Origin of the sequence: Candidatus Accumulibacter phosphatis (assembly GCF_000024165.1) — a bacterium.
Lineage (GTDB): Bacteria > Pseudomonadota > Gammaproteobacteria > Burkholderiales > Rhodocyclaceae > Accumulibacter > Accumulibacter phosphatis.
Window position 1 is genome coordinate 393,785 of record NC_013194.1, and the last position, 26,000, is coordinate 419,784.

Sequence of the window (26,000 nt, forward strand, 5' to 3'; positions counted from 1 at the left end):
CCATGAGCGCAGTCCTTGCCAACACGGCACCTGCGAGCCTCAGGATTCCCGACCTGGAGACCGGGTTTCAGGTGCTCTCGCGCCTGCCGCTGGCGAACTCCCAGCAAGCCGCGGTGGAGATGAACGCATTTCTGGATTGCCTGCTGCAGGCGCCGCCAGCTGCCGGCGTCTACTTGCAGATTCTCGAGCAGACGCGGATCTCGCTGTGCTTCATCGAGGAGGATCTGGCTCGGCGGTTCACCAACAAGCCGCTACCGCTGGGTGATCTCGAAGAACTGGCCTTTCAGGAGGTCGTGGGCACCTGGCTGAAAGCGGCCCGTTCGTATTCGCACTGCGCGCAGTTGCAGGACGCTGATGGTGGCAGTGCCGATGCCGACCGACTCGCGCTGATCCTGCACCGCTGCATCTACTACACCGGGATGGCAATCGTCGAGCACCATCGTGCCCGTCGTCAGCTGCCGGCGGGGTTGTGGCTGAACCTGCACGGTTTCTACGCCAGCGCCGAGGAATGGGGAATCGCGACGCTCGCCGTGCAGGATCCACTCGATCCGCTCGGGCGAAGCACGCACTGCGCCGCGGCGCTTGTCGCGCTGCTGCTTACCGAGCTCTCCGGGCCTTACAGCCTGTCCATTCGTGAACTCGGCCTGGTCCGGCGCTGGGCAAGCAACTGGTCGCCACTGGTGACCATTCACGCTGCCATTCCGGGCGAGCCCTTGCCACACTGCGTCGTCGACCTGATGCAGGACGCAGGCCTGTGCGCGTCGTCCGAGTGTCTGGTGACGGAAAACCTGCGTCGCCTTGACACCTCGCGCCTGGCGATGCAGCTCAGTCGCCTGCGCGAGCAATTGCAGCAAAGGATGGCACCCGCACAAATTGGCCTCGGCGAGGATTGCACTGCCGTTCAGTGCCATCGACTGCTCAAGCGCGTCTTCAAACCGTGGACGTTGGTGCGCGCCGGACGTCAGTTCCGCCGCCACCGCGCTGCGGGAATCGCGAAGGTGTGCTCGGGCTTTGTCGGGATGCACTACTACATATCCGGCACGGAGTTCAACCAACCGGACAATGCCCGCATCTATTCCCGGCAGGAGTTCGACAGCCTCTTTGCCTTCCGCCACATGGTTGATCCGACACAACAACTGACCATGCGCCCGAGCCAGCAGGGCTTCGCCCTGGATGACTGGGAAGTTCTTGACCAGTGCGCCAATGGCTTCCGGCTGTTGCGTTCAAACGCCGGCAGAAAGCTGGAGCCGGGGCAATTGCTGTCCCTTTGTCCGCACGACGGGAGCGCCCACCTGCTTGCTCAGGTCGTCTGGCTGCGGCAGGAGCAGAGTGGCGGCCTGGTTGCAGGTATCGCCGCACTGCCCGGCCGGCCACGCGCGGTTGCTGTCCGCCCGGTAGCGGAGCGGCCGGGCCATGGCGAACACTACAGCCGTGCCTTCCTCCTGCCGGCGGTGCCCGCAGTCGGTGCCGAGGAGACGCTTGTCATCCCGCAGGGCTGGTACCGCCGCGAGCGTGTACTCGAGATGCACACGGACACCGCCTCGCACGTGCGGCTGCAGCGTCTGGTCGCGGAGGGGTCGGACTTCGAACGGGTGACGTTCGCAGCGGCTTGACGAGCGGTTCACCGGTCTTCCCCTGACTGACGCCGGCGGGTAACGGTCAGCGCTTGGCTGAGCGCGTGGTCGGGGCAGGGTGAGCGCAGGCGTGCCATTGCAGTGAAGCCGCTGGAATACTCGTCTGCGCGCAAGCGGTCACGCAAGATCTGTTCACAGCGTCAGGCGTTCTGCAGTCCTCTGTCTGCCTGGCGCTTCCATTGGCTAGAAAATCGATCGCGTCTGGCCCACGCTGGCCCACCTGCGGGTTGGCCAGTGCGACCCGCGAAAGCCAGCGAAAATCGATGACGATCCGGTCGACTTGCTGCTGGTGGCCGCGCGCGCTGCAGGCAGAAGCAGACATCTCTTGCGAAATCGCTGCCTGGGCCACAGAGACACAAGATGCATGCGCTCGCCCCGGCTACCGATTGACCGCTCACTGATCCGACGCTAAAGTTTCTGGACAGTCGTTGCCCCGATCGTCATGCTCAGTCGAATGGCGGTCAGCGGGCCAGAGCGTGCACATGGGAGTCTGCCCACGCGTTGTCCTTGGCGGCTCCGAGATACTGGAGATTACCGCCATGCAATGGACAATTCGCGCGATCCTTCTCGGCAGCACTCTCGTTGCTGGCCAGGTCAGTGCGCAGCCGCAGCCCGAAGGATTTCTCTGCTGCAACATGCGCAGCGATGGCTCGTGGATCAGCGACATCAATTACGCCCAGCGCGGCAAGACGATCATCCCGGTCGGGACGCCGGTGAAAGTGACGGGCTACGGGCGCCACCGGGTCTACCTGCTGGTCGCCGGCGGCAAACAAGCCCTCGGCAACGACTACAGCCGGGATCTGGAAATGGACGCTTTCGTGACGCGCTATGTGGTCAAGAAAGATCCCCGCCTGCAGATCGCCACGTTCCCGGCGAAGATTCGCGAGGCCATCACTAGCGCGAAGCTGACAACCGGGATGACCCGCGAACAAGTGACCATGTCCGTCGGGATGCCGGTGAGCAGCGAAAACCCGAAGCTGGACGCCAACATCTGGCGCTTCTGGCGCGAGGGTGACGCCGAGTTCCAGGTCGTTTTCGACGAAAGCGGCCGGGTCAGCGAGATCGCCACCGATCCGCCGACGCGCAGTCTGGTCGTGCTGCCCTAATAGAAGCGGTGTGGAGTTCCAGGGCCTTCAGCGCCGTTGCGTAGGTCCTGGCGAAAACTCTGACCGTGGGTTAGAACCCCTTGGCCCCAGGGACACAATCCAGTCCTTCGCCCATCACGCCTTGCGTTCGAGCCGCCGCGCGAGTTCCGCCTTGTTGTTCACCCCGAGTTTGTGGAAGCAGTGTGCAATGTGATTGCGCACCGTTGTCGGTGACAGCGACAGACTGGCGGCGATGGCCGAATAGGTTTCGCCTCCGGCATAGCGAGTCGCGATCTCGCGTTCGCGCCCAGACAACTGCGCCAAAGCCCCCTCCGACCTCGCGACGAGGTAGCGCAATTGCCCGCAGGGTGTGACATCGAAATGGACTGCCGCCGAAACATAGGGGCTGCCACGTGTTGCGTGCGACGCCAGGGGCTCCGGCAGGCTGCTGCCGCTCCAGCCTGGCCACTGCGCCCGCAGGCGGGCAATGAAGGCAGGCGATGCCTCGCGCAGGAAAGCGCGCGCGTCAACCACCGCCCATTCCCGGTCGTGATCGGCCGGAACCTTGAGGAAGTGGCGTAGCCGTACCGCGCGATGCGTTTCCACGAGATGCGGCATCAGCAGTTCCTTGGTCTGGCGCTCGGCCTCGGAAAAGGGGCGCCCGGGATCGTGACGCCACAGCGTCAGGAACTCGTAGAGCGACGAGACAGGCTCGATGACCAGGGTGCCGAGCGACCATTCCACCTTGAAGCGGCGCGCGAACTCCCGATACAGCGGCGTCCGCACATGCCGTTCGCGTGTCGTCAGATCGCTCAGGTTGACGGTGGTGCCGGGCCGGGCAATCAGGGCGGCGCGGAAGAGATCCTGCTCCAGGTAGGGCGGGTAGGCTTCCAGGATGCTCTCGTCACACTGGTACAGATGCATCTGGTGCAGCGCCGGCGGGTTCGCCGCGGCATTGCCCCACCAGGCCGAATCAAACACTATCAGGCACTGCAACTGCTCGAGCGCCCAGGCCTGAAAACTGCCGAGTGGCACCTCGCGGCCCTCGTGGTACAAGGACAGGATCACCCTGTTGAGGGCGTGTGCTTCAGACATTTGCATGCCGCCCATTGTGCACGACCGGTCGCCGCTTAACCAGCCAGCGGCGACATGGTGCATTTGCATCATGCCGGCGCTTTACAGCGAGCAGCCCGAGAAAGCATCGAGATCGATCACGCAAGTTCACGGCGTTCGTCTTCCCCTCGCCAACCCGCGGATATAAGTCCCCAAGCTGCTTCCTGCGGCAAAGATGCTTGCAGTCGGGCATGGAATGTGCTGGCGAAAACCATGACGCAAAAGTGTTTTTCCGCCGGTACGGCGTCCTGCCGACGCTCCGGACGCGATCCAAGGAGACGAAAATGCCTGCCCGCGCACCTCGTTTTACCGTCAAGCCAACCCTGCTTGCCATCCTGCTGGCCTTTCCGGCGCAGCAGGCACTCGCCACCGCCTGTACGTGGAACCCAGCGAGCGGCAACTGGGCTACTGCAGGCAACTGGTCGTGCGCCATCGTGCCAGGCATCAACGACGACGCCCTCATCGCGGCAGGAAACGCCGTCACGATCGACGCGGCGCAGGCGGTGCGCAACCTCAACAACGGGGGCGGCGTCAATATCGATGCATTCCTCCTCACCCTAAGCGGCGCGGGCAGCACCACCAACACCGGCACCATCAACGTCGGCAGCGCCAGCACCGCGACATTGCAGGTCAGCGCCGGCCACAACATCGCTAACACCGGAGGCATCATAAACATCGCCAACGGCAGCGTGCTCAATCAGTTCGGCAGCACGATCACGGGTGGCACGATCAGCACCACGGGAACGGGCAAGGTGGTGGGGTTCAACAGCAACAGCAATATCCTGACCGGTGTGACCTTGAACGGCACACTCGACCTGGCGACCGGCACCAGCATCGAGCGCGTAACCGGAGGTCTGACGCTGAACGGCGCGGTCAACATCAACAACAACAGCGTCCTGTCGTTCAGTGGCGACCAGACCCTGAGCGGCACCGGCAGCATCGTGCTCGGCAACACCGGCGCCAGCAACCGTGCCCTGGGTCTGGAGGGCAATACGACCCTGACGATCGGTTCGAACATCGTGGTGCGTGGCGAGAATGGAACCCTTGGGCAGACCTACCTCAGCGGTGGCACCCAGTCGCTGATCAACAACGGCCGCATCTCCTCCGACGTGTCGGGTGGCAAGTTCAGCCTGACACCCAGCAACGGCGTGACCAACAACGGCGTTCTCGAGGCCAAGAACGGCGGCACGCTGGTCCTGGATGCGAACGTTACCGGCACCGTCGGCAGCCATATCGACGTCGGCGCCGGCAGCACCATCCTGCAGAACGGCGTCGGCCTCAACGGAGTGATCAATGCCGCCGGTGGCGGGTCGTTCCGGGCGGCCAATTCCAACAGCAACACCTTGACCGCGGCCACCTTCAACGGCACGCTCGACCTGGCCACGGCCACCGGCATTGAGCGCGTAGCCGGCGGACTGGCGCTGAACGGCGCGGTCAACATCAACAACAACAGCGTCCTGTCGTTTAGTGGCGATCAGACCTTGAGCGGCACCGGCAGCATCGTGCTCGGCAACACCGGCGCCAGCAACCGTGCCCTGGGTCTGGAGGGCAATACGACCCTGACGATCGGTTCGAACATCGTGGTGCGTGGCGAGAATGGAACCCTTGGGCAGACCTACCTCAGCGGTGGCACCCAGTCGCTGATCAACAACGGCCGCATCTCCGCCGACGTGTCGGGTGGCAAGTTCAGCCTGACACCCAGCAACGGCGTGACCAACAACGGCGTTCTCGAGGCCAAGAACGGCGGCACGCTGGTCCTGGATGCGAACGTTACCGGAACCCCCAGCGGCAGCATCGTGGCCGGCGCCGGCAGTACCGTCCTGCAAAACGGTGTCACGCTGTCGGGGACAATCAATTCCGCGGGGACGGGCAACTTCCGGGTTTCAAACAGCAACAGCAATGTCCTCAGCGGTGTGTCGTTCAACGGGCCGCTGGATCTGGCGAGCGCCACCAGCGTCGAGCGCGTCACCGGCGGATTGACCCTGAACGGCACGATCAGCGTCAACAACAACAGCGTGTTGTCGTTCAATGGTGATCAGACTCTGGACGGTGCAGGCACGATCGTGCTCGGCGCCACGGGCGCCAGCAATCGCGCTCTGGCCCTGGAAGGCAACACCACCCTGACGGTCGGTTCGGCCATCGCGGTGCGCGGTCAGAACGGAACCGTGGGTCAGACCTACCTTTCGGGCGGCACCCAGGTGTTGGTCAATAATGGCCAGATCCTGGCCGATGTCGGGGGTGGGCTGATCGACCTGAGTGCCCAGCAAACGAACAACGCCGGCACCTTGGGCGCTGCCAATGGCGGCATTCTGCGCTTGAACAACAACGTGAACAATACCGGCAGCGGTCACATCGATTCCGCCAAGGACAGCACCGTTTTTCAGAACGGCGTCACCGTCGCCGGCGGCACAATCAATACCGTTGGTACGGGGAGGTTCTCGGCCAGCAACAGCAACGGCAACGTGCTGAGTGGTGTCAGCTTGAATGGCACGATCGATCTGGCAAGCGCCACTGGCATCGAGCGCGTCGCCAATGGTCTGACAATGACCGGCGGCAGCATCGTCAAGATCAACTCCAACAGCGTGTTGTCGTTCTCGGGCGGCAACCAGACCCTGGGTGGATCCGGAACGATCGAACTCGGTAGCACGGGCGGCAGCAACCGGGCCTTGAGCATGGAAGGCAACACCACACTGACCGTTGGCCCGAATGTCGTCATACATGGAGTCAATGGCACAATTGGCCAGACCTATCTTTCCGGCGGTACGCAGAATCTGGTCAACAGCGGCACCATCAACGCCGATGGTGGCGGCACGATCACTGTCGGTGTCAGCGGCGCTCTCACCAACGACGGCCTGCTGCGAGCGCAGAACGGGACGCTCTCGGTTGCCGATCCAGTGTCCGGCAGTGGCACCTTGCAGGTCGACTCGACGGGCGTGATGAACCTGGCAAACAGCCCCAATACGCAGGGCAAGCTGGTGATGGGCGCAGCCGGTTCGACGCTCAACATCGGTACGAAGAATCTGACCATCAATACCGACTACACCAATGCCGCGGCAGGCACTGGCAATGCCTTCAACCGCCGCACCGGGATCAGCGGCGCCGGGCAAGTGGTCGCCGGTGGTGATGTGGCGCAGGCCATCACCGGTGCCGCCGTCACCAACGGTGACACGACCAACGCCACGCTGACGATCAACAACGTACGCGTCGGCTCCACTACCTACAACTACCAGATCGCCAACAAGGGCACCACTGGTCCGCTACTGCGCGGTGCGCTCCAGACCAATGTCAATGGCGCGAACCTGACCGACGCACGCCTGAGCGGCGCTGGCGTCACGGCCAGCAACTACACTACCGGCGGGCCGGGCAGCAATACCGGCGATCTCGGTGTGACCTTCACCGCCGCCGCCGCCGGCGCCCTCGCGCCGTTGAGCGGCCAGGTGTTGAACCTGCGCAGCAACTTCGACAACATCGCCGACCAGAAGCTCAATATCGTGCTGGCCGGCGGCGCCGCCGCTTACAACGCCGCCGTCGGCAGCACGACGCCCGCACCGACCGTGACGGTGGCGAACCAGCACGTCGGCGCCTCCAAGCTCGCGTCGCTGACCGTCGCCAACACCGCGACCGCGGGCGCGTTCAGCGAAGACCTGAACGCCCGCTTCGGCATCAACACCGGCGCGGCGAGCAACAACGGCGCCAGCATCAACGGGCTGCTGGCGGGCGCAAACAACAGCAGCGCGATGAAGGTCGGGGTAGACACGACCAGTGCAGGCGCGAAGAGTGGCACGGTGACGCTGAATTACGAAACCGCCGGTGCGGTCAATGGCGTCAGCAATGGCCTGGGTGTGGCCGCGGCCAATGCGCCGCAGGTTCTCAACGTCACCGGCGACGTCTATCGTCTGGCGCAGCCGAACACGATCGAAAGCATCAATTTCGGCAATGTGCTGTTCGGCTCGACGCAGACGCGCACGCTGACGGTCAGCAACCTGGCAGCAACGGATGGTTTCTCCGAGGCGTTGAACGCCGCTTTCGGCAGCATCGGCGGCATCAACGCCGCGAGTTTCTCGGGCGCTGGCGGCATCACCGGACTGCTCGCCGGCAACACTGACAGCACGAGCATGGTGGTAACGCTGGACACCAAGTCCACCGGCACGAAGACGGCCAACGTGCAGATCCTGTTGAAGTCCAACGGCGATGCCATCGGCAACGGCCTCGGGCTGACCGACCTGGGTACGCAGGTGATCAACCTCGACGGCGTCATCAGCGGCACGGTGGGCAACCTCGCGACGGCCGGCCTGAGTCCCACCACGGTGAACTTCGGCAAGTTCCGCGAAGGCACGGTCACCAGCCAGACCCAGCAACTGACGGTGAGCAACCTGACCACGGGGCCGGGCGAAGGTCTGAATGCGAGCTTCGGTGTGGTCACCGGAGGTGCCAGCAATAACGGCGGCACGATCGCCTCGCTGGCCACCGCGGCGTCGAACAACACGGCGATGAGCGCGACGCTCAATGGTCTTGCCACGGCCGGCGCCAAGAGCGGCACGCAGACGGTCAACTTCGTCTCGGACGGCAGCTTCAACAGCGGAGTGACGACGCCGCTGCCGGCGCAGGTGGTTAGCCTGAGCGCCGACGTCTACCGCCTGGCGGTAGCCGGCGGCACGAATGCCGTCCATCTGGCTGCGAAACGCGTCGGCGACGCCGCCGCCACGGGTACGCTGACACTCGCCAATACCGCGGCGGCCGACGGCTTCAGCGAAGGCCTGCGCGGCAGTATCGGGGCAGCGCCGGCGGGCTTCGTGGTGTCCGGCCCCGCCAGCACGGCGCTCCTCGCCGCCGGTGCCTCGGAGGCACGCACGGTCAGCTTGTCGACCGCCACCGCCGGCAACTTCGGCGGCAACGTCGACCTCGCGCTGGTCTCCAACGGCGCCGGCACGAGCGGCTTCGGCGACGAGTCGATCGGCAGCAAGAGCGTTGCGCTCGCGGGCAAGGTGTATACCGCGGCCGTCGGAAAACTCGCTACGGACACGGTGGACTTCGGCATCGTGCGTGTCGGCGACACGGTGAGCACGCGCAACATCACAGTGCAGAACACCGCCGACCTGACGGCCTTGAACGACACCCTGCGCGCCGATCTCTCGGGGCTGAGCGGGGGCGGCGCACTCACCGCGGGCGGCCCGGTCAGCGGAATCGTGGCAGGGAGCAGTGGAACGCTTTCGCTCGCACTGAACACCAGCGCGGCCGGCGTCTTCGACAAGTCGGCAACGGTGACTTTCCTGAGCCAGAACCCGGACATGACGGACGTGTCGGCCGGCGCCAGCGGCAGTGTGCTGGTCAAGGCGCAGGTCAATAATCTCGCCAATGCCGATTTCGATCTGCTGTCGAGCCTGGGCCGCCTGACGCAAACGGGTACCAGCTATGACCTCGATCTCGGCAACATCGTGATCGGTAAGTCGATCGCGGCGGCACTGCAAGTGGACAACGATGTCGCCGGCCCGGCCGACTTCCTGCGCGGCTCGTTCGATTTCACTGCGGCTGACGACTTCACCTTCAAGGGTTGGCGAGACTTCCTGGCCCTTGGGGCGGGCGACGCTCTCGGCGGCCTGGAACTGGATTTCACCGCCGCCGACCTCGGCCTTGTCGAGGATACGATCACCTTCAAGGGCTTTGGCTACAATGCCTCTGACACGGCCGGACTGGGTCAATCGCGCAGCTTGCGGATCCATGCCAACGTCGTCAGGGACGGCGGTGGCAGCATCCCGGAGCCGGCGACGTCACTGCTACTGACGATCGCACTGGCAAGCCTGCTTCTCCAGCGTCGGCGGGCCATGCTACACTGAAATGCGGAGTGGGTGCCTCGCCGGAGGTACACACTCCGCTTCGGTTTGTCGTTTTCAGAGGAGCACCTCCGTTGAGCACCTTGCAATATCGCGTCCTGGTTCTGCTGGGCGCCCTGGCCCTGGTTCTGGCGATTGTCAATGCCGTGATGTTCAGCAACAACCGACAGGCGCAGAATGAACTGGCCGCACGGGGTCAGTACATCCAGCAAAGCCTGCAGCTCGAGCCGCTCTACCAGTCACTGATCAAGTCGCTGGCGGACCTGGCGGCCAGGGACAACGACGCACAATTGCGTGAGTTGCTGTCATCGCAAGGAATCAGCTTCAGCGCCAACCCTCAGACAGGCACGCTACGGTGATCGGCATGGACGAACGCAAGCCCGCAAGTTTTTTCCTGCCGGTGTTGTTGCTGGCCCTGGCGGCAGTCGTCTGGTCCGGCTTCCAGGCCAGCCAGCTCTACCAGGAGCGAGCCAGCCTGGCAAACCTGCGCAGCAATCAGGAAACGACGCTCAAGAATGCCGAGAAGATGCGCAGCCAGCTCGATGCGCTGGCCGCCGGCACGCAAAAACTGGCGAGCGCTGGGAACAAGAATGCACAAGTTGTGGTGACCGCCCTCCAGCAGCGTGGCATCACCATCAACCCGGACGCGAAAAAGCCTCAGTAGTTTGGCGAGGGAGCGGTGCCTGCCGCTGCCGCTGCCGATCCAGGCTTTGCCGGTCTACGCCCAGGTTCACACGGTGCCCCCGCGACGCGAGCCGTTCAGCGCGGACACCTTTGCTCTTCCGCACGACGCCCTCCGTTGCCCGTTCCCGCGGCTCGGCGCGCCATCGCCGGTCTGCCCAGTGCGTCCTGGCACCATTGCGCTAGAATCCCGGAAACTCGTTCGAGGAGCAAGGCATGCGCGTAACGCTCGTTCACCCTGCCGGTTTCAATTTCGTCCCCGGGCAGCCCGACTTTTCGGTGCTCGCCAACCGCATGCCGCCGATCGGCATCATGCAGTTGGCGAGTTGGCTGGAAAAGCATGGCCATCCCACCGAACTGCACGACTGCCTCGGCCCGTATGCGCCGCCGGGCATCGAGGCCAATGCCGAGATCGTCCTGGCCACCCGTCCCGATCTGGTGGGGATCAGCGCGACGACTTCCAGCTTCATGGACGGTGTCGACCTGGCGATCTACATCAAGCAGAAGCGCCCGGCGGTCAAGATCGTCTTCGGTGCCGTGCATGTGTCGTCGATTGGCGCACCGATCCTCGAACACTTTCCGGAAATCGACTACCTGTGCATCGGCGAGGGCGAAGGCTGCATGCTCGACCTGGCCAACGGCAAGCCACTCCGGGACATCGACAACCTCGTCTTCCGCGACGCCGGCGGCCGCATCGTCTGTAACCCTCGTCGCCACCGCATCCTCGATCTTGACGAACTGCCCTTTCCGGCCTACGAGAAGCTGGCCGGTTTCCCGCACGCCTACCATCTGCCGCTGTTCGCCTACGACAAGCGCTACGGCGCGACGATGATCACCTCGCGCGGCTGCCCCTATACCTGCTCCTTCTGCGACCGCACGGTGTTCGAACGGCTGTACAAGACCAACTCGGCGCAATACACCTATGAACACATGCGGCATCTGCGCGATCGCTTCGGGGTGTATCACATCAATTTCTACGACGACTTGTTCACGGCCCACAGGAAGCGCGTCACCGAACTGTGCCAATTGCTGATCGACAAGCCGCTGGGGATGAACTTCAACTGCGCCATCCGCACCGGCCATACCTCGGACGAAATGCTGGGCATGTTGAAGAAAGCCGGCGCGCTGATGGTGTCGATGGGCATCGAATCGGCCGATCCGGGAATGATGGAGCGCCACAAGGCGGGTGTGACGCTGCCCGAAGTCAAGAAGACCGTCGAGCAGATCCATGCTGCCGGGCTGCGCGCCAAGGGCCTGTTCATCTTCGGCCTGCCCGGCGAAACGCCGGAAACGCTCCGGCACACCAGCGATTTCATCCTCTCGCTCGATCTCGACGAAATGAACATGACCAAGTTCAGCCCGATGTACGGCGCGCCGATCTGGGACGAATGCGTCAGCGGCAAGGAGGGCGAGTTCATCGAGGACTGGCGTTTGATGAACTGCCTGAATTTCGTCTTCAAGCCGCACGGATTTTCCTCGCGCGAGGAGATGGACGCGCTCTACAACTGGCATGTCAAGCGCTATTACGACAGCAAGGCTTACCGCCGGCGCTTCGCCAAGCGGCTCTGGCAGCATCGCTGGAGCCTCTGGCATGTCGTCAGGCACCTGCCCGAGACGATAGCTGCCGCTCGCTACTTCAGCGCCAACAAGGAGCAACTCGAACTTGCCAAGCGCGACTTTGCCAGGCATCCGCGCCAACCTGTCGGTCTGCAGCCCTTCCTGAGTCCGGAACTGAAAGCGGATGCCATCGCTGCCATGTCGCCGATCAAGATTTCCCGCCGTCCGGTCAGGCCCGCGCCGGTGCCGGAAGCGTGCTGTACACCACCCGCCCTGGGAGCGACGGCGTCGGGAACAGTATAATGTCGTGCTTGGCCATTCTGGCCGCCGGCGGCAGGACTGACAGGGGTTGAGGGTATGCAGGATGAGGCGGGGGGGACGGATCGTCGGGAATGCGATGTCCTGGTGATCGGAGGCGGGCCCGCTGGTTCAACGGTGGCGCCCTTGCTGGTCGAAAAGGGCTATCGAGTCGTTCTCCTGGAGAAGGCGCGCCATCCGCGTTTTCACATCGGCGAGTCGTTGTTGCCGGCCAACCTGCCACTTTTCGAGCGGCTGGGCGTAGCCGGCGACGTCCGGGCGATCGGGATGGAGAAATGGGGGGCCGAATTCGTCTCCCCGCAGCACGCCATGCCGCAGGCCTTCCATTTCGCGGATGCCTGGGACAAGTCGATGCCCTACGCCTACCAGGTGAAGCGGGCGGAATTCGACACCATCCTCATCCGCAATGCCGCAAAGAAGGGCGTCGAAGTCCATGAAGGCTGCAAGGCCAGGGCTGTCGACTTCCCGCGCGATGACAAGGCCGTCGTTCGTGCCCGCTACGACGACGGTCGCGAAGTCGAATGGACGGCGCGCTTCGTCGTCGACGCCTCCGGTCGCGATACCTTCCTCGCCAATCGCTTCCAGATCAAGCACCGCAATCCCCGCCACAACAGTTCCGCGGTCTATGGCCATTTCTCCGGCGCGCTGCGCAACGATGGCCAGGCGGCAGGCAACATCACCATTTTCTGGTTCGAACACGGCTGGTTCTGGTTCATCCCGATGAAGGACGACGTGACCAGTGTCGGCATGGTCACCTGGCCGTACTTCATGAAGACGCGCGGCGAGCGGAGCATCGAACGCTTCCTGATGGACGGCATTGCCACGTGTCCGGCACTCGCCAGGCGACTCGCCGGCGCGCAGCTGATACACCAGGTTGAAGCGACCGGCAATTTCTCCTACGTGTCGGAGCGCACGCACGGCGCCAACTATCTGCTGCTCGGCGATGCCTACGCCTTCATCGACCCGGTCTTCTCGTCCGGCGTGCTGCTGGCCATGCACAGTGGGGTGATCGGGTCCGCGGCGATCGACACCTGCCTGAAGACGCCGGCCGAGGCGACGGCCGCGCTCAAGCGCTTCGACCAACTGATGCAGCACGGTCCCAAGCAGTTCTCGTGGTTCATCTATCGGGTGACCAATCCGATCATGCGCGATTTCTTCATGGGTCCGAAGAACATCTTTCGTGTCAAGGAGGCGTTGCTGTCGGTACTCGCCGGCGACATCTTCGGCAAGACGCCGATCTGGCGCTCGATCCACATGTTCAAGCTGCTTTACTACATTGCCAATGCCATTCAGCCGCGGCGTGCCTTCATGGGCTGGCGGCGACGACGTTTCAACATTCGCCGGGTCGATGATCCTGCCCTGAGCTCGGCCCCGTGAGCCTTGCGTTCTGTTCGGATCTCCGCCGGCCGCTGCCGGCGGCAGGCGACGCTTTCGACGAGAAGTGTGTTCTCGGCGGCGCCCTCGTCGGCAACCCGTCGGCAAGCCGCTCGCCGTGGCCCTGGCCGGTGCAGGCGGTGCTGGCGCCGGTGCTCGGCGACACCCGCGACTCCGTCCAGGAGCGGTGGACCGCCGATGGCGAGTGCCAGGCCGGCGAGTTCAAGGGAATCGCTTTCCGGCGCAGCCGGGACATCCTGTTCGGTGTCATCGAACTCGACGAGCACGCTTTTTCGGCCGCCGGGGAAACAAGATCCCTGCAGGCGGCGACCGAAGAAGCCTACCGGCGCATTTTCCAGTTGCTGGCCGCGCAGGATCTGCCGCACCTCTGGCGGGTCTGGAACTATCTTGCCGACATCAACCGCGACACGAACGGGCTGGAGCGTTATCGCCAGTTCAACATCGGCCGCTACGATGCCTTCGTGGCCTTCGACCGCGCGGCGACCGGTAACGTACCTGCAGCCTGTACCATCGGTCTGCGCCAGGGGAGACTGAGCGTCGCCTTCATCGCCGGTCGACTCGCCGCTCGGCCGGTCGAGAACCCTCGGCAGGTCAGTGCCTACTACTATCCGGCGGAATACGGGCCACGCAGTCCGACGTTTTCGCGCGCCGTCCTGCTTACCTTACCGGGGCAGGCGAGCCTGTTCATCTCCGGGACGGCCAGCATCGTCGGCCACCGGACCGTCCACCCCGGCGATGTCGCCGGGCAAAGCCGCGAGGCGCTGGCCAATGTCGAGGCGCTCATCGTCGAGGCCAAGCGCCTGAGCCCTGCGGCTGCCTTCACGCAGGCGGGGCTTGCCTACCGGGTTTATGTGCGCCATGCCGCCGATTATCCGGTGGTTCGGGACGTGCTGGCGGAGCGGCTGGGCGAGGCCGCGGAGGTGCTTTTCGTGCAGGCCGACATTTGTCGTCATGATCTTCTGGTCGAAATCGAGGCGATCGCCTCGACTGCTCTGGGGAGTTGCTGATGGCTGCATCAAACTGGCGGCGAACTGGCCGCCTGATGGCGGCAGGTGTCGCCTGTCTTTCGGCCGTCGCCATGGCGGCGGAAGAAAAGCCGCTGTGGGAACTCGGCGCCGGCGTGGCGGCGTTCAGCTTCCCGTACTACCGCGGGTCGGATCAGACCAACAATTTCGTGCTGCCGGTTCCCTATTTTACCTATCACGGGGACTTCTTCAAGGCCGACCGGCATGGCATCCGCGGCAGCTTCTTCGATTCCGACCGCATCGACCTGAGCGTCAGTCTGGCGCTGTCGCCGCCGGGCAGCAGCGACGACATCCGGGCCCGCTCGGGCATGCCGAACCTGGACGCGACCTTCGAGATCGGCCCGCAGATGAACATCACGCTCTGGCGGTCGGAAAACCGGGCGCGTTTCCTCAAGCTGTTGCTGCCGCTGCGTGCCGCCTTCACCGTCGAGAGTTCGCCGCAGGATATCGGCTGGGTCTTTCATCCCCGCCTCAACATGGATATCACCGACCTCCCCGGGATGCCCGGCTGGAACCTCGGCCTGCTCGCCGGCGTGGTGTTCGGCAACCAGCGGCAGAATGCCTATTACTATTCGGTGGCGCCGCAGTACGCGACGGCGACACGTCCGGCTTACCAAGCCGACGGCGGCTATGCCGGCACGCAGTACCTGGTGGCGATCTCCAAACGTTTCCCGAAATTCTGGCTCGGCGCCTTCGCCCGCTATGACAACCTCAGCGGCGCCACTTTCGAGGACAGCCCGCTGGTCAGGCAGAAGGACTATTTTGCCGCCGGACTGTCGGTGAACTGGATCCTCGGCGAATCGTCGACGCGCGTGCGGGTCGATGACTGATTCGCGTGGCGGAAAGCCGCTGTGGGTCGCCTATGAACGTCTCGCCATGGCGCTCGGGCTGGGGGCGCTGGCGCTTGGCTGCCTGATCTGGCTGCCGTTTGCGATGCTCCTGCATCCGCTGCTCCCCCGGCGCCTAGGCCAGCCGCTCGGGCGCTTCGCCGCGCGCACCGGCTTTCGGGGCTATCTCGGGGTGTTGAGCGCGCTGTGTGCCTGCCGCTTCGATCTCGACGAACTCGATCAACTGCGCGACGCCGGGCCGCTGGTACTCGTCGCCAATCACCCCTCGCTGCTCGACGCCGTGCTCGTTCTTGCGCGCGTGCCGGATACCGTCTGCGTCATGAAGGCGGAACTCATGGACAACCTCCTCTTCGGCGCTGCGGCGCGTCTGGCGCGCTTCATCCGCAACGATGCGCCGCTGAGGATGATTCTCGACGCCGGCGAGGAACTCGACCGCGGTGCCCGCCTGCTGATCTTTCCGGAGGGCACACGAACTACCGCCTTTCCGGTCGATCGCTGCCTGCCGACGGCCGGTTTGATCGCCCGCCGCAGCCAGGTGGCGGTGCAGACGCTGTTGATCGAGTTCTCCACCCCCTACCTCGGCAAGCACTGGCCGCTGTTCCGGCGACCGACGCTGCCCTTGCATTGCCGCATCCGCCTGGGCCGCCGCTTCAACCCCCCGCGCGATGTCGCCGCCTTCGCCGCCGAACTCGAAAGCCATTTCCGCGCCGAACTGCAGCCGCCATGGCCGACCACCGTCGCCAGTGCGGCTTTTCCGCACGCCCGCAACGCCCACTGAAAGCCTGCTGACCGCCTGCCATGCCGGTTGCGTCGTCCACCCATCTGGTCATCATCCCGAGCTACAACCCGGGGCCGCAGGTCGTTGACACGGTTCGCGCCGCGCGTGCGCAGTGGACCCCCGTGTGGGTGGTCGTCGACGGCAGCACCGACGGCAGCGTCGCGAGCCTGCAGGCGCTGGCGCACGACGACGACGGGCTGCAGGTGATCGTGCTGCCGGAAAACCGCGGCAAGGGATCGGCGGTGCTCGAGGGAATCAGCCAGGCGCGGGTCGCCGGGTTCACGCACGCGCTGACGATGGATTCCGACGGGCAACACCCGGCCGACCTGATTCCCGCCTTCATGGCGGCCTCGCAGAATCGTCCGGAAGCGATGGTTCTTGGCAAGCCGGTATTCGCCGCCGACGCGCCGGCGCTACGCGTCAATGGGCGCAAGGTCTCCAACGGCTGGGCGAATCTCGAAACGCTATGGATGGGGATAGGCGACTCGCTCTACGGTTTTCGCGTCTACCCGATCGCCCCGCTGCAGCGGATCATGCTCGCCAACCGCTGGATGCGCCGCTTCGATTTCGACCCCGAAGCCGTCGTTCGCCTGTGCTGGGCCGGCGTGCCGCCGCTCAACCGCGACGCGCCGGTCCGCTACCTGCGGCCAGACGAGGGCGGCGTCTCGCATTTCCGCTACCTGCGCGACAACACCCTGTTGACGTGGATGCATACCCGGCTGTTTCTCGGTTTCCTGCTTCGCCTGCCTTGGCTGCTGGCCAGGAAACTCGGCGGTTGAGCGAGCGGTGGCCGTAAACCCGTCGCCGGCGCGATGACTCGATGACTTGAGGAATCGGTGACTCGATGAAGCGATGAGTCCATGAACGTATGAACACGACGGAAATCTTCCTGATCGCCATGGCGATCATTTTCACGCTGCCCTGGCTGATCTGGCGGGTCGGCCGGACCGATTACTACGCGCCGCTGGTCGTCGTCCAGATCGTCACCGGCATCCTGCTCGGTCCCGGAGTCCTGGGCCGCTTCTCCCCCGACGCTTACGCCTTCGTCTTCAACCCGGCGGTGGTGCAGTCGCTGAACGGCATCGCCTGGTGGGCCGTGATGTTGTTCGTGATGATCGCCGGCGTCGAACTCGACCTGAGGCAGGCCTGGGCGCATCGTCGCGAGAGCAGCATCACGGCCGGACTGGCGCTCGGCACGCCGCTCGCGTTCGGCTGCCTGGCCGCCGGCCTGATGCTGTTGCACGACGGCTGGATCGGGCCGCGGGCGATGGCCTGGCAGTTCGTCCTCGGCATCGGCATGGCGTGCGCGGTGACGGCTCTGCCGATCCTGATCCTGCTGATGGAAAAGCTGGCCATCCTGCGCCAGCCCATCGGCCAGCGCATTCTGCGCTATGCCAGTCTCGACGATATCGCCATCTGGGGGGTGCTGGCGCTGATCCTCATGGACTGGGGCCGCGTGGGCAGACAACTCGGCTTCCTCGTCGCCTTCGCGCTGCTTGGCTACGCCTTCCGGGCGCTGATGCGGCGACTGGCGGAACGCGACCGCTGGTATGTGGCTCTGATCTGGCTGACCGTCTGCGCCTTCGGCGCCGACTGGTCGGGACTGCACTTCATGGTCGGCGCCTTCCTGGCGGGAGCGATCATGGACACCGAGTGGTTCGATCAGGAGCGGATGGACCTGCTGCGCCACCATGTGCTGCTGGTCGTCATGCCGGTCTTTTTCCTGAGCACCGGCCTGCGCACCAACTGGACGCTCGGCGGTGAGGCCGTATTCGTCGCCGCCGGCGTCCTGCTCGGCGCGTCGGTCGGCGGCAAACTGCTCGGCGCGCACCTCGCTGGCCGCCTGCTCAACTGGGCGCCGGGCGAGGCAAGCATCATCGGCTGGCTGCTGCAGACCAAGGCGCTGATCATGATCATCTTCGCCAACATCCTGCTCGACAAGCAGGTCATCAGTAGCGAGGCCTTCACCGCCCTGCTGCTGATGGCGGTCGCCAGTACCATGCTCACCGTACCGGTTGTGGGGCCGAAGCTGCAGCGGCTGCGGGAGATCGTCTTGCGGAGCCAGTGATCTCGGGAGGTTGGGCGCTGCGTGCCCAAGCCCAACCCCAACCGGAATCACACGAATAGCGGGCACGCCCGCAGATGCGCTTCACTTCGATCAGAATTTCCTTGTACTGAGAACGTCAGATCTTCGGCCAAAACTGACTCATGGTCGCCACAAGCGGACTGTCCGCTATGCGCGCCGGGTGGGACATTCAGAAAGAATAAGCGCTGCGTCTCCCGCACCCAAAAGCAGCCCTTGAAATGCTACCCTTGGCTTGATTTTGTCAGGCAGTGCTCATGCACACCGGAAAGTTAAATGGTTGTGATCACTACGGGCACAAGAAATCGGGCAATTGCAATGGCAATTGACTCCTCACATCTCAGAATCAAGACATGAGCGCCACCTCCAACTTCCAACAACTTGCCAACTTCATCTGGTCTGTCGCCGATCTACTGCGCGGGGCCCCTACCGGCCACCGCAATACGAGCGCGTGATGCTGCCGCTTACGGTGCTGCGCCGCTTCGACGCTGTTCTGGCGCCCAGCAAGGAGGCCGTGCTCAAGCGCCATGCCGAATTGAGCAGCAAGGGCATCCCCAATATCGACGCCATCCTCAACTATCGGGCGAAGGATGAAGACGGCACCGCGCTGGGCTTTCACAACCACAGCCAACTCGACTTCCCCGAGCTCAAAGGCGATCCGGACAACATCGGCCGCCACTTGGCCGACTACATCGCCGGTTTTTCCGAGAACATCCGCAAGATCTTCGAGCGGTTCGAGTTCGAAAAGGAGATCGAGAAGCTCGAAGAATCCAATCGCCTCTATCAGGTCGTCGCCCAGTTCGCCGAGATCGACCTACACCCGCGCAAGGTCGACAACATCACCATGGGTCTGGTGTTCGAAGACCTGATCCGGCGCTTCAACGAAGCGGCCAACGAAACGGCGGGTGATCACTTCACTCCGCGCGAAGTGATCCAGCTCATGGTCAACCTGCTGCTGGAGCCCGACACCAGCGTGCTCACGCAGGCCGGCGTCATCGTCACCATCTGCGACCCGGCCTGCGGCACCGGCGGCATGCTGGCGGAGGCGCAGAACTGGATTCGCGCCCACAACGAACAGGCCACGGTCAAGGTCTTCGGGCAGGACTACAACCCGCGCTCCTATGCCGTGGCTGCCTCCGACCTCTTGATCAAAGGTCACAAGGACGGCCAGGTGATGTTGGGCAACACCCTTACCGACGACCCGTTTCCGGAACATCGCTTCGACTACCTGCTGGCCAACCCGCCGTTCGGCGTGGACTGGAAGGCGGAAAGGAAGGTCATCGACCGCTGGCCCAACTTCCGCGGCTACAGCGGCAAGCTGCCGCGCATCAACGACGGCGCATTGCTGTTCCTGCTCTACATGATGAGCAAGTTCCAGGACTACAAATCCGGCGACCGCGACAAGCCGGGCTCGCGCACTGCCATCGTCTTCAACGGCTCGCCCCTGTTCACCGGCGGTGCCGGCAGCGGCGAGAGCGAGATCCGCCGCTGGATCATCGAGCGCGACCAGCTCGAGGCCATCGTCGCCCTGCCCGAACAGATGTTCTACAACACGGGCATCGGCACCTTCATCTGGGTGGTCACCAACCGCAAGGCCGCCCACCGCAAGTGCAAGATTCAGCTCATCGACGCCCGTGAGCGCTACACGCCGATGAAGCGCAGCCTGGGCGACAAGCGTCGCTACCTCGACCAGACCGCGCTCGACGCCGTCACCCGCGAACACGGCGCCATGGAGAACAGCAAGACCAGCCGCGTATTCGACAACACCGACTTCGGCTATCGCCGCATCACCGTGCTGCGCCCGCTGCGCCTGCGCTTCGAGATCACCGACGAGGCGCGCGAGCGCTTCCTCAACACCTGCCCCGATCTGTTCGATGCCCTGCAGGCCGTGCAGGACGAGCTCGGCAACGAACCGCTGCTGGACTGGAACCAGGCCTGGGACACCATTCAGCAGGTGTTCAGGACCTTGCCCGACGACGTCGAGGGTTGGGCCAAGGGCGCCAAGGGCACTGCGCACAAGAAGATCTTCCGCGACTGCTTCACGACGGTGGACCCCGACGCCGCGCCCGTCATCGCCAAGCACCACAAGGTCGAGCCACTGAACCGCGCCGCTCTGTTCCCCGGCCAGGCCCTGCCCGCCGACATCACGAAGGATGAGCTCTACGCCCTGCTGGGCCTCCATAAACTTCCCTCTCCCCGCGCGCGAGGGGCTGGGGCTGAGGGCGTCTGCATCGAGTACGAACCCGACCCGGCGCTCAAGGATACCGAGAGCGTCCCGCTGAAAGAGGACATCGTCAGCTACGTGCTGCGCGAGGTGCGCCCCTACGTGGCCGACGCCTGGATCGACCGCGAAACATTGGATGAGCAGGACGGCGGTATCGGCAAGGTGGGCTACGAGATCAACTTCAACCGCGTGTTCTTCCAGTACCAGCCGCCGCGCCCGTTGCGCGAGATCGATGCCGAACTGGCCGAAGTGGAAAAGCGCATCCTCGGCCTGCTCAGCGAGGTAACGCAGTGACCGCGCAGGAACTGCTCGAACGTCTCAACCTGCTGGACGAAAACGAGCGCATCGAGGCCAAGCGCGCCGACGAGATCGGCAAATCGCTGCTCGAAACCGTCTGCGCTTTTGCCAACGAGCCGGGGCTCGGAGGCGGCTGGCTGCTGCTCGGCGTGACGCGCGAAGAGCTGGCCCTGTTCCCCGCCTATGAGATCCAGGGACTCGACCACCCCGACAAGATCAGCGCTGATCTTGCCAGCCAGGCTGCCGGCATCTTCAACCGGCCGCTGCGGCTCGACATCCAGGCCGAGGTGCTCGACGGCAAGACGGTGATCGCCGTATTCGTGCCCGAGGCGGCGCCACAGGACAAGCCGCTCTATCTCAAGGCGCAGGGCTTGCCGCGCGGTGCATTTCGGCGCATCGGCAGCACCGATCAGCATTGCACCGATGACGACCTGATTGCTCTCTACCAGGGGCGACAGCACGAGAGTTTCGATGCCGGTCTGGTGCCGGATGGGACGCTCGACGACTTCTCCCCCGAAGCCCTCGCCGACTACCGCCAGTCGCGCCGCGACACCAACCCCGATGCCGAAGAGCTGCGCTGGAGTGATGAAGATCTGCTGCAGGCGCTCGGCTGCGTGCGGCTCAACGAGCACGGGAAATGGCAGCCCACCGTTGCCGGGCTGGTCCTGTTCGGCAAGCCGGTCGCCTTGCGCCGCACGTTCCCGATGACGCGCGTCGACTACATCCGCGTTCCCGGCCGCGAGTGGGTGCCGGACCCCGAGCGGCGCTTCGACAGTCTGGAACTGCGCGACCCTTTGTTCCGGCTCATCCGCCGCGTGCAGGCGGCCATCCTCGACGACCTGCCCAAGGCGTTCGGCCTCGACGAAGGCGACCTGCAGCGCACGGACAGCCCCATCGTGCCGCAACGCGTGATCCGCGAAGCCGTCGTCAATGCGCTGATGCACCGCAGCTATCGCAGCCACGCGCCGGTGCAGATCATCCGCTACAGCAATCGTCTGGAAATCCGCAACCCCGGCTTTTCGCTCAAATCGCCCGATCACCTGGGCGAACCTGGGTCGCTGCCGCGCAATCCCAAGCTTGCCGCCGCGCTCTACGACACCCGCTTTGCCGAAACCAAGGGCAGCGGCGTGCGCGTCATGCGCGAGATGTGCGAGAAGGCCGGGCTGGCGCCACCGCTGTTCGAATCCGACCGCGGGCAGGATCAGTTCGTCGTTCGCCTGTTCTTTCATCACTTTCTGGGCCCGGACGATCTGGCGTGGCTGGCGCGCTTCAAAAATCTTCACCTGTCCGAGGCCGAGGCCCGCGCGCTCGTCGTCGCCCGCGAAGTCGGCGCCATCGACAATGCCGCCTGGCGCGACACCAACAAGGTTGACACCCTGACCGCCAGCCAGTCGCTGAAAAAGTTGCGCGACGCCGGTCTGCTCCAACAGAAGGGTCGTGGTTCGGCCACCTGGTACCAGCCGACCGGCAAGATGCTGGGTGACGATGACAGCTTGTCCAGTAACCCCGACGGCTTATCTAGTAACCCGGGCGCCTTATCTAGTAACCCCGGCGCCTTATCTAGTAACCACCTGGGCTTGTCTAGTAACCCCGACCCATTGGCCGACCCTGCGCGGCGTGCGTTGCTCAACGAGTTGTCTGGCGAACTGGCCGCCCAGGTGGGTGCCATCGGCCAGCGCCGTCCGCCCGAGGAAGTGCGCGATCTGGTCGTCGCACTCTGTCAGCACCGGGACTGCCGTGCCGAAGAACTGGCATTGCTGCTGGCCCGCAACGTCGAAACCGTCCGGCAGAATTATCTGCGACCGCTGTTGCGTGCCGGTCGCATCCGCATGACCCGGCCCGAGGTGCCCAACGACCCGGAACAGGCGTATCGCGTTGTGGAGGAGCGACCATGATGCGATCGAACATTGCGGCAATGCCGCGGGTCAATCGGCACGAGATCGATGCGGAATTGGCCGGCGTGGAGCCGCGGATTCTGGAGTTGCTGGGGGAAGTGACGGAGTGATGCTTGCAACTCTGTTCTCTAGTCGGCGCCTGAAGTACGCCGCGACGATCAACGACGAGACACTCTCAGAATCGACTGATGCTGACTTCGAGTTGGCTTACATCGACATCGGCAATGTTGACTCTCAAGGGCGGTTTCACGACATCGTCAACCATCGGTTTGACGATGCGCCCAGCCGAGCCCGCCGCATCGTGCGCGATGGTGACGTAATCGTCTCTACCGTTCGGACCTACCTGCAAGCGATCGCGTCAGTCGAAAATCCGCCAGACAATCTGATTGTCTCGACGGGATTTGCAGTCGTCAGGCCGTCGAACGAGCTCGATCACCGATTCTGCAAGTACGCCCTGCGTGCAAGCAGCTTTCTGTGGGGGGTCGAAAGCCGATCAACCGGCGTCAGCTATCCGGCAATCAATGCATCCGATCTCGGCGATATCAATGTCAGCCTGCCGGAACTGGGGGCTCAGCGCCTCATCGCCTCCTACCTCGACCGCGAAACCGCCCGCATCGACGGGCTGATCGCCGAGAAGGAACGCATGCTGGCGCTGCTGGAAGAAAAGCGCGCAGCCCTCATCAGCCGCGTCGTCACCCGCGGCCTTGATCCGAATTCCCCGCTCAAACCCTCTGGCCAGGAATGGCTGGGCGAGATTCCGGCGCATTGGCCAACGACCAAGTTCTCATGGGATGTATTCATATCTGAAGGGCAGGTAGACCCTGAAGATGACAGATTTTTGGAAATGATTCTCGTGGCGCCCAATCACATCGAGTCACGCACCGGCGAAGTTACGCATACGGAGACCTCTGCGGATCAAGGTGCCATGAGCGGCAAGTACTTCTGCAAGCAAGGCGATGTTCTCTACTCGAAAATTCGTCCCGCGTTGCGCAAGGTGGTGCTGGCCGAGGACGACTGTTTGTGCAGCGCGGACATGTATGCGCTCCGTCCTTCTAAAAGGCTGATGCCGGAATATCTCCAGTATTTCTTGCTCTCCGAGGATTTCTCGGTGTGGGCCGAACTCGAATCGGCTCGGGTGGCAATGCCAAAAATCAATCGAGAGACTTTCAGCGCGATACGCATACCGGTCCCTCCCCTCGAAGAGCAAGAGCGCATCGTTCTTGAAATTAGGGACGGCGCCAAACGAATCGATCTTCAGCGGAAGGCTGTCCGAGGTAGCGTGGAGTTGCTGAAAGAACGCCGCGCCGCGCTGATCACCGCCGCCGTCTCCGGCCAGATCCCGCTGGAGGAAATGACCGGATGACCCGCACCTGCTGGATCATCGCCGGCCCCAACGGCGCGGGCAAGACCACCTTTGCGCTGGAGTACCTGCCGACGGTGGCGGGCTGCGCGCACTTCATCAACGCCGACCTGATCGCCGCAGGACTTGCGCCGCTCGCCCCGGAGCGGGAGTTGCTGGCCGCCAGCCGCATCTTCCTGCGGGAGCTGGAAACCCGGATCGTGGCCGGTGAAAGCTTCGCGTTCGAAACCACCCTGGCTGGACGCGCCTATCTGCGAATGGTCGACCGGCTGCGCCGCGACGGCTGGCGGGTGGACCTGATCTATCTGGCGCTGCCCAGCGCGGAGATGTCAAAGCTGCGCGTCGCCGAGCGGGTGGCCCACGGTGGGCACGCCATCCCGGAGGCGGATATCGAGCGGCGCTTCCCGCGCAGCCTGCGCCACCTGCTGAACGACTTCAGCCGCCGCGTCGACCGCTGCATCTGCTTCATGAACGATGGTGAAAATCCGGAGCTGGTCTTCGAGCAGTGCGGAGACCAGCGTACCATCCTGCGCGCTGACTACTATCAACTATTGCTTGAGAGGGCCGAACGATGAACGCCAAGCAAATCACGACCCCGTCCCCGGAGGGCCAGAAGCAACTGGACGCGCTCCGGAAGTCCGTTGCGAATGTTCTGGAGAAGAAGCGGCGTCTGGGTCAGTACGCTGTCACCTGGGAGAACGGCAAGCCGGTGGTGCGGGGTGAAGACGCGCCCGTCGTGCCGGCAAGGGCGCGCTGACTGCGGTGGTGCTCTGACCCCTCGGGACCCCCACCGACCACGGAACCGAGCATGAAGCGCACCAGCGAAGCCGCTTTTGAAACCGCCATCGAGTGGGTCCTGCTCGGCGAGGGCTATACGTCGCTCGATGGCACGGGCTTTGACCGCGAGCGGGCGATCTTCCCCGATGAAGCGCTGGACTTCATCCGTGCCACCCAAACCAATGTGTGGGAGAAGCTGGCGGCGTTGCATGGCGAGCAGACCGGCACGCGGGTGCTGGAATCGCTGTGCAAGTGGCTGGACACCCACGGCACGCTGGCCACGCTGCGTCACGGTTTCAAGTGTTTCGGCAAGACCTTGCGGATGGCCTTCTTTCGTCCGGCGCACGGCCTGAACCCTGAGCTGGAGGCGCGCTATCAGGCCAATCGGCTGGGGCTCACCCGACAACTGCACTTCAGCCGCAAGTCCCAAAAGTCGCTCGATGTGGTGTTGTCGGTCAACGGCATTCCGGTCGTAACGCTGGAGCTCAAGAACCCCTTGAGCCGACAGACGGCGGCGAATGCCATCCACCAGTACCGCAACGACCGTGACCCCCGTGAACCGATCTTTGTGTTCACCAAACGCACGCTGGTGCATTTCGCTGTGGATACCGAAGAGGCTCACATGGCCACGCGTCTGGCCGGTTCATCCACTCACTTTCTGCCCTTCAACCGGGGCCTGGACGGCGGAGCCGGCAACCCGCCCGACCGCGAGGGGCGCAACTACAAGACGGCGTACGTGTGGGAAGAGGTCCTGCAACGCGACAGCTTGCTCGACCTGCTCGCCCGCTTTCTGCATCTCGATATGCAAGAGAAGACGACGGACGACGGCAAGAAGATTCGCAAGGAAAGCCTGATCTTCCCGCGCTATCACCAGTTGCAGGCGGTGCGCCCGATGGTGGCCGCCGCTGCCATCGAAGGTGTGGGACATAACTATCTGGTTGAGCACTCGGCAGGCAGTGGTAAAAGCAATACGATTGCCTGGCTGGCGCACCGCCTGTTAGTTCGCGCCGCTATAAGGCCATTTCGGTGGCGGCGTAATGAGGCCACTGGACTCGCGGCGCAATGAGGCCAGAGCAATCGCGGCACAATAAGGCCACGT

General features: G+C 64.0%; 17 protein-coding genes and 2 pseudogenes. 18 read left to right on the forward strand and 1 reads right to left on the reverse strand.

The annotated features are described in order from the left end of the window. Window positions 1–2 precede the first annotated feature (2 nt). Entirely contained in the window at window positions 3–1,613 is a 1,611-nt protein-coding gene (locus tag CAP2UW1_RS01685) for a hypothetical protein (RefSeq protein WP_012807138.1), read from the forward strand. 560 nt (window positions 1,614–2,173) lie between these two features. Then, the gene (locus CAP2UW1_RS01690) at window positions 2,174–2,740 is read left to right on the forward strand and encodes a hypothetical protein (RefSeq protein ID WP_041567654.1); all 567 of its coding nucleotides are present in this window, start codon (window positions 2,174–2,176) and stop codon (window positions 2,738–2,740) included. Between the two features lie 114 nt (window positions 2,741–2,854). On the opposite strand, the gene CAP2UW1_RS01695 is transcribed toward CAP2UW1_RS01690, so the two are convergent. Beyond that, window positions 2,855–3,814 (reverse strand): helix-turn-helix transcriptional regulator, encoded by a 960-nt coding sequence (locus CAP2UW1_RS01695; RefSeq protein ID WP_012807140.1) that lies wholly within the window; start codon window positions 3,812–3,814, stop codon window positions 2,855–2,857. 302 nt (window positions 3,815–4,116) lie between these two features. On the opposite strand from CAP2UW1_RS01695, the gene CAP2UW1_RS01700 reads away from it, so the two are divergent. The 16 genes and pseudogenes from CAP2UW1_RS01700 to CAP2UW1_RS01775 all read left to right on the forward strand — a co-directional run. Continuing rightward, entirely contained in the window at window positions 4,117–9,666 is a 5,550-nt protein-coding gene (locus CAP2UW1_RS01700; protein WP_012807141.1) for a beta strand repeat-containing protein, read from the forward strand. Between the two features lie 71 nt (window positions 9,667–9,737). Continuing rightward, a complete protein-coding gene (locus CAP2UW1_RS01705) occupies window positions 9,738–10,022 on the forward strand; it encodes a hypothetical protein (RefSeq protein ID WP_012807142.1) in 285 nt (94 codons plus the stop codon). A gap of 5 nt (window positions 10,023–10,027) precedes the next feature. Further along, a complete protein-coding gene (locus CAP2UW1_RS01710; protein WP_012807143.1) occupies window positions 10,028–10,327 on the forward strand; it encodes a hypothetical protein in 300 nt (99 codons plus the stop codon). Between the two features lie 233 nt (window positions 10,328–10,560). After that, the gene (locus CAP2UW1_RS01715) at window positions 10,561–12,204 is read left to right on the forward strand and encodes a B12-binding domain-containing radical SAM protein (protein WP_012807144.1); all 1,644 of its coding nucleotides are present in this window, start codon (window positions 10,561–10,563) and stop codon (window positions 12,202–12,204) included. Window positions 12,205–12,258: 54 nt separating this feature from the next. Further along, the gene (locus tag CAP2UW1_RS01720; RefSeq protein ID WP_012807145.1) at window positions 12,259–13,596 is read left to right on the forward strand and encodes an NAD(P)/FAD-dependent oxidoreductase; all 1,338 of its coding nucleotides are present in this window, start codon (window positions 12,259–12,261) and stop codon (window positions 13,594–13,596) included. Then, the gene (locus CAP2UW1_RS01725; protein ID WP_012807146.1) at window positions 13,593–14,621 is read left to right on the forward strand and encodes a chorismate transformation enzyme, FkbO/Hyg5 family; all 1,029 of its coding nucleotides are present in this window, start codon (window positions 13,593–13,595) and stop codon (window positions 14,619–14,621) included. The genes CAP2UW1_RS01720 and CAP2UW1_RS01725 overlap by 4 nt, the downstream gene beginning before the upstream one ends. Next, the gene (locus CAP2UW1_RS01730; RefSeq protein WP_012807147.1) at window positions 14,621–15,469 is read left to right on the forward strand and encodes a MipA/OmpV family protein; all 849 of its coding nucleotides are present in this window, start codon (window positions 14,621–14,623) and stop codon (window positions 15,467–15,469) included. Before CAP2UW1_RS01725 ends, CAP2UW1_RS01730 begins: the two co-directional genes overlap by 1 nt. Further along, window positions 15,462–16,265, forward strand: coding sequence for a lysophospholipid acyltransferase family protein (locus CAP2UW1_RS01735; protein ID WP_012807148.1), 804 nt, complete (start codon window positions 15,462–15,464; stop codon window positions 16,263–16,265). Before CAP2UW1_RS01730 ends, CAP2UW1_RS01735 begins: the two co-directional genes overlap by 8 nt. 20 nt (window positions 16,266–16,285) lie before the next feature. Beyond that, window positions 16,286–17,044 (forward strand): glycosyltransferase family 2 protein, encoded by a 759-nt coding sequence (locus CAP2UW1_RS01740; RefSeq protein WP_012807149.1) that lies wholly within the window; start codon window positions 16,286–16,288, stop codon window positions 17,042–17,044. An 89-nt stretch (window positions 17,045–17,133) separates the two neighbouring features. Next, the gene (locus CAP2UW1_RS01745) at window positions 17,134–18,333 is read left to right on the forward strand and encodes a cation:proton antiporter (protein WP_012807150.1); all 1,200 of its coding nucleotides are present in this window, start codon (window positions 17,134–17,136) and stop codon (window positions 18,331–18,333) included. 368 nt (window positions 18,334–18,701) lie between these two features. Beyond that, window positions 18,702–20,866: pseudogene (locus tag CAP2UW1_RS01750) on the forward strand (type I restriction-modification system subunit M). Continuing rightward, window positions 20,863–22,764 carry an ATP-binding protein gene (locus CAP2UW1_RS01755; RefSeq protein ID WP_012807152.1) on the forward strand — a complete coding sequence of 634 codons (1,902 nt, stop codon included), beginning with the start codon at window positions 20,863–20,865 and terminating at the stop codon, window positions 22,762–22,764. The pseudogene CAP2UW1_RS01750 and the gene CAP2UW1_RS01755 overlap by 4 nt, the downstream one beginning before the upstream one ends. Window positions 22,765–22,873: 109 nt before the next feature. Beyond that, the gene (locus CAP2UW1_RS01760) at window positions 22,874–24,127 is read left to right on the forward strand and encodes a restriction endonuclease subunit S (RefSeq protein WP_012807154.1); all 1,254 of its coding nucleotides are present in this window, start codon (window positions 22,874–22,876) and stop codon (window positions 24,125–24,127) included. Beyond that, the gene (locus CAP2UW1_RS01765) at window positions 24,124–24,699 is read left to right on the forward strand and encodes an AAA family ATPase (RefSeq protein WP_012807155.1); all 576 of its coding nucleotides are present in this window, start codon (window positions 24,124–24,126) and stop codon (window positions 24,697–24,699) included. Before CAP2UW1_RS01760 ends, CAP2UW1_RS01765 begins: the two co-directional genes overlap by 4 nt. Next, complete coding sequence (locus CAP2UW1_RS01770; RefSeq protein ID WP_012807156.1) at window positions 24,696–24,881, forward strand: hypothetical protein; 186 nt, start codon at window positions 24,696–24,698, stop codon at window positions 24,879–24,881. Before CAP2UW1_RS01765 ends, CAP2UW1_RS01770 begins: the two co-directional genes overlap by 4 nt. A 51-nt stretch (window positions 24,882–24,932) precedes the next feature. Then, window positions 24,933–25,898 (forward strand): annotated as a pseudogene (locus CAP2UW1_RS01775) (type I restriction endonuclease); the annotation flags it as partial. Between the last annotated feature and the right edge of the window lie 102 nt (window positions 25,899–26,000).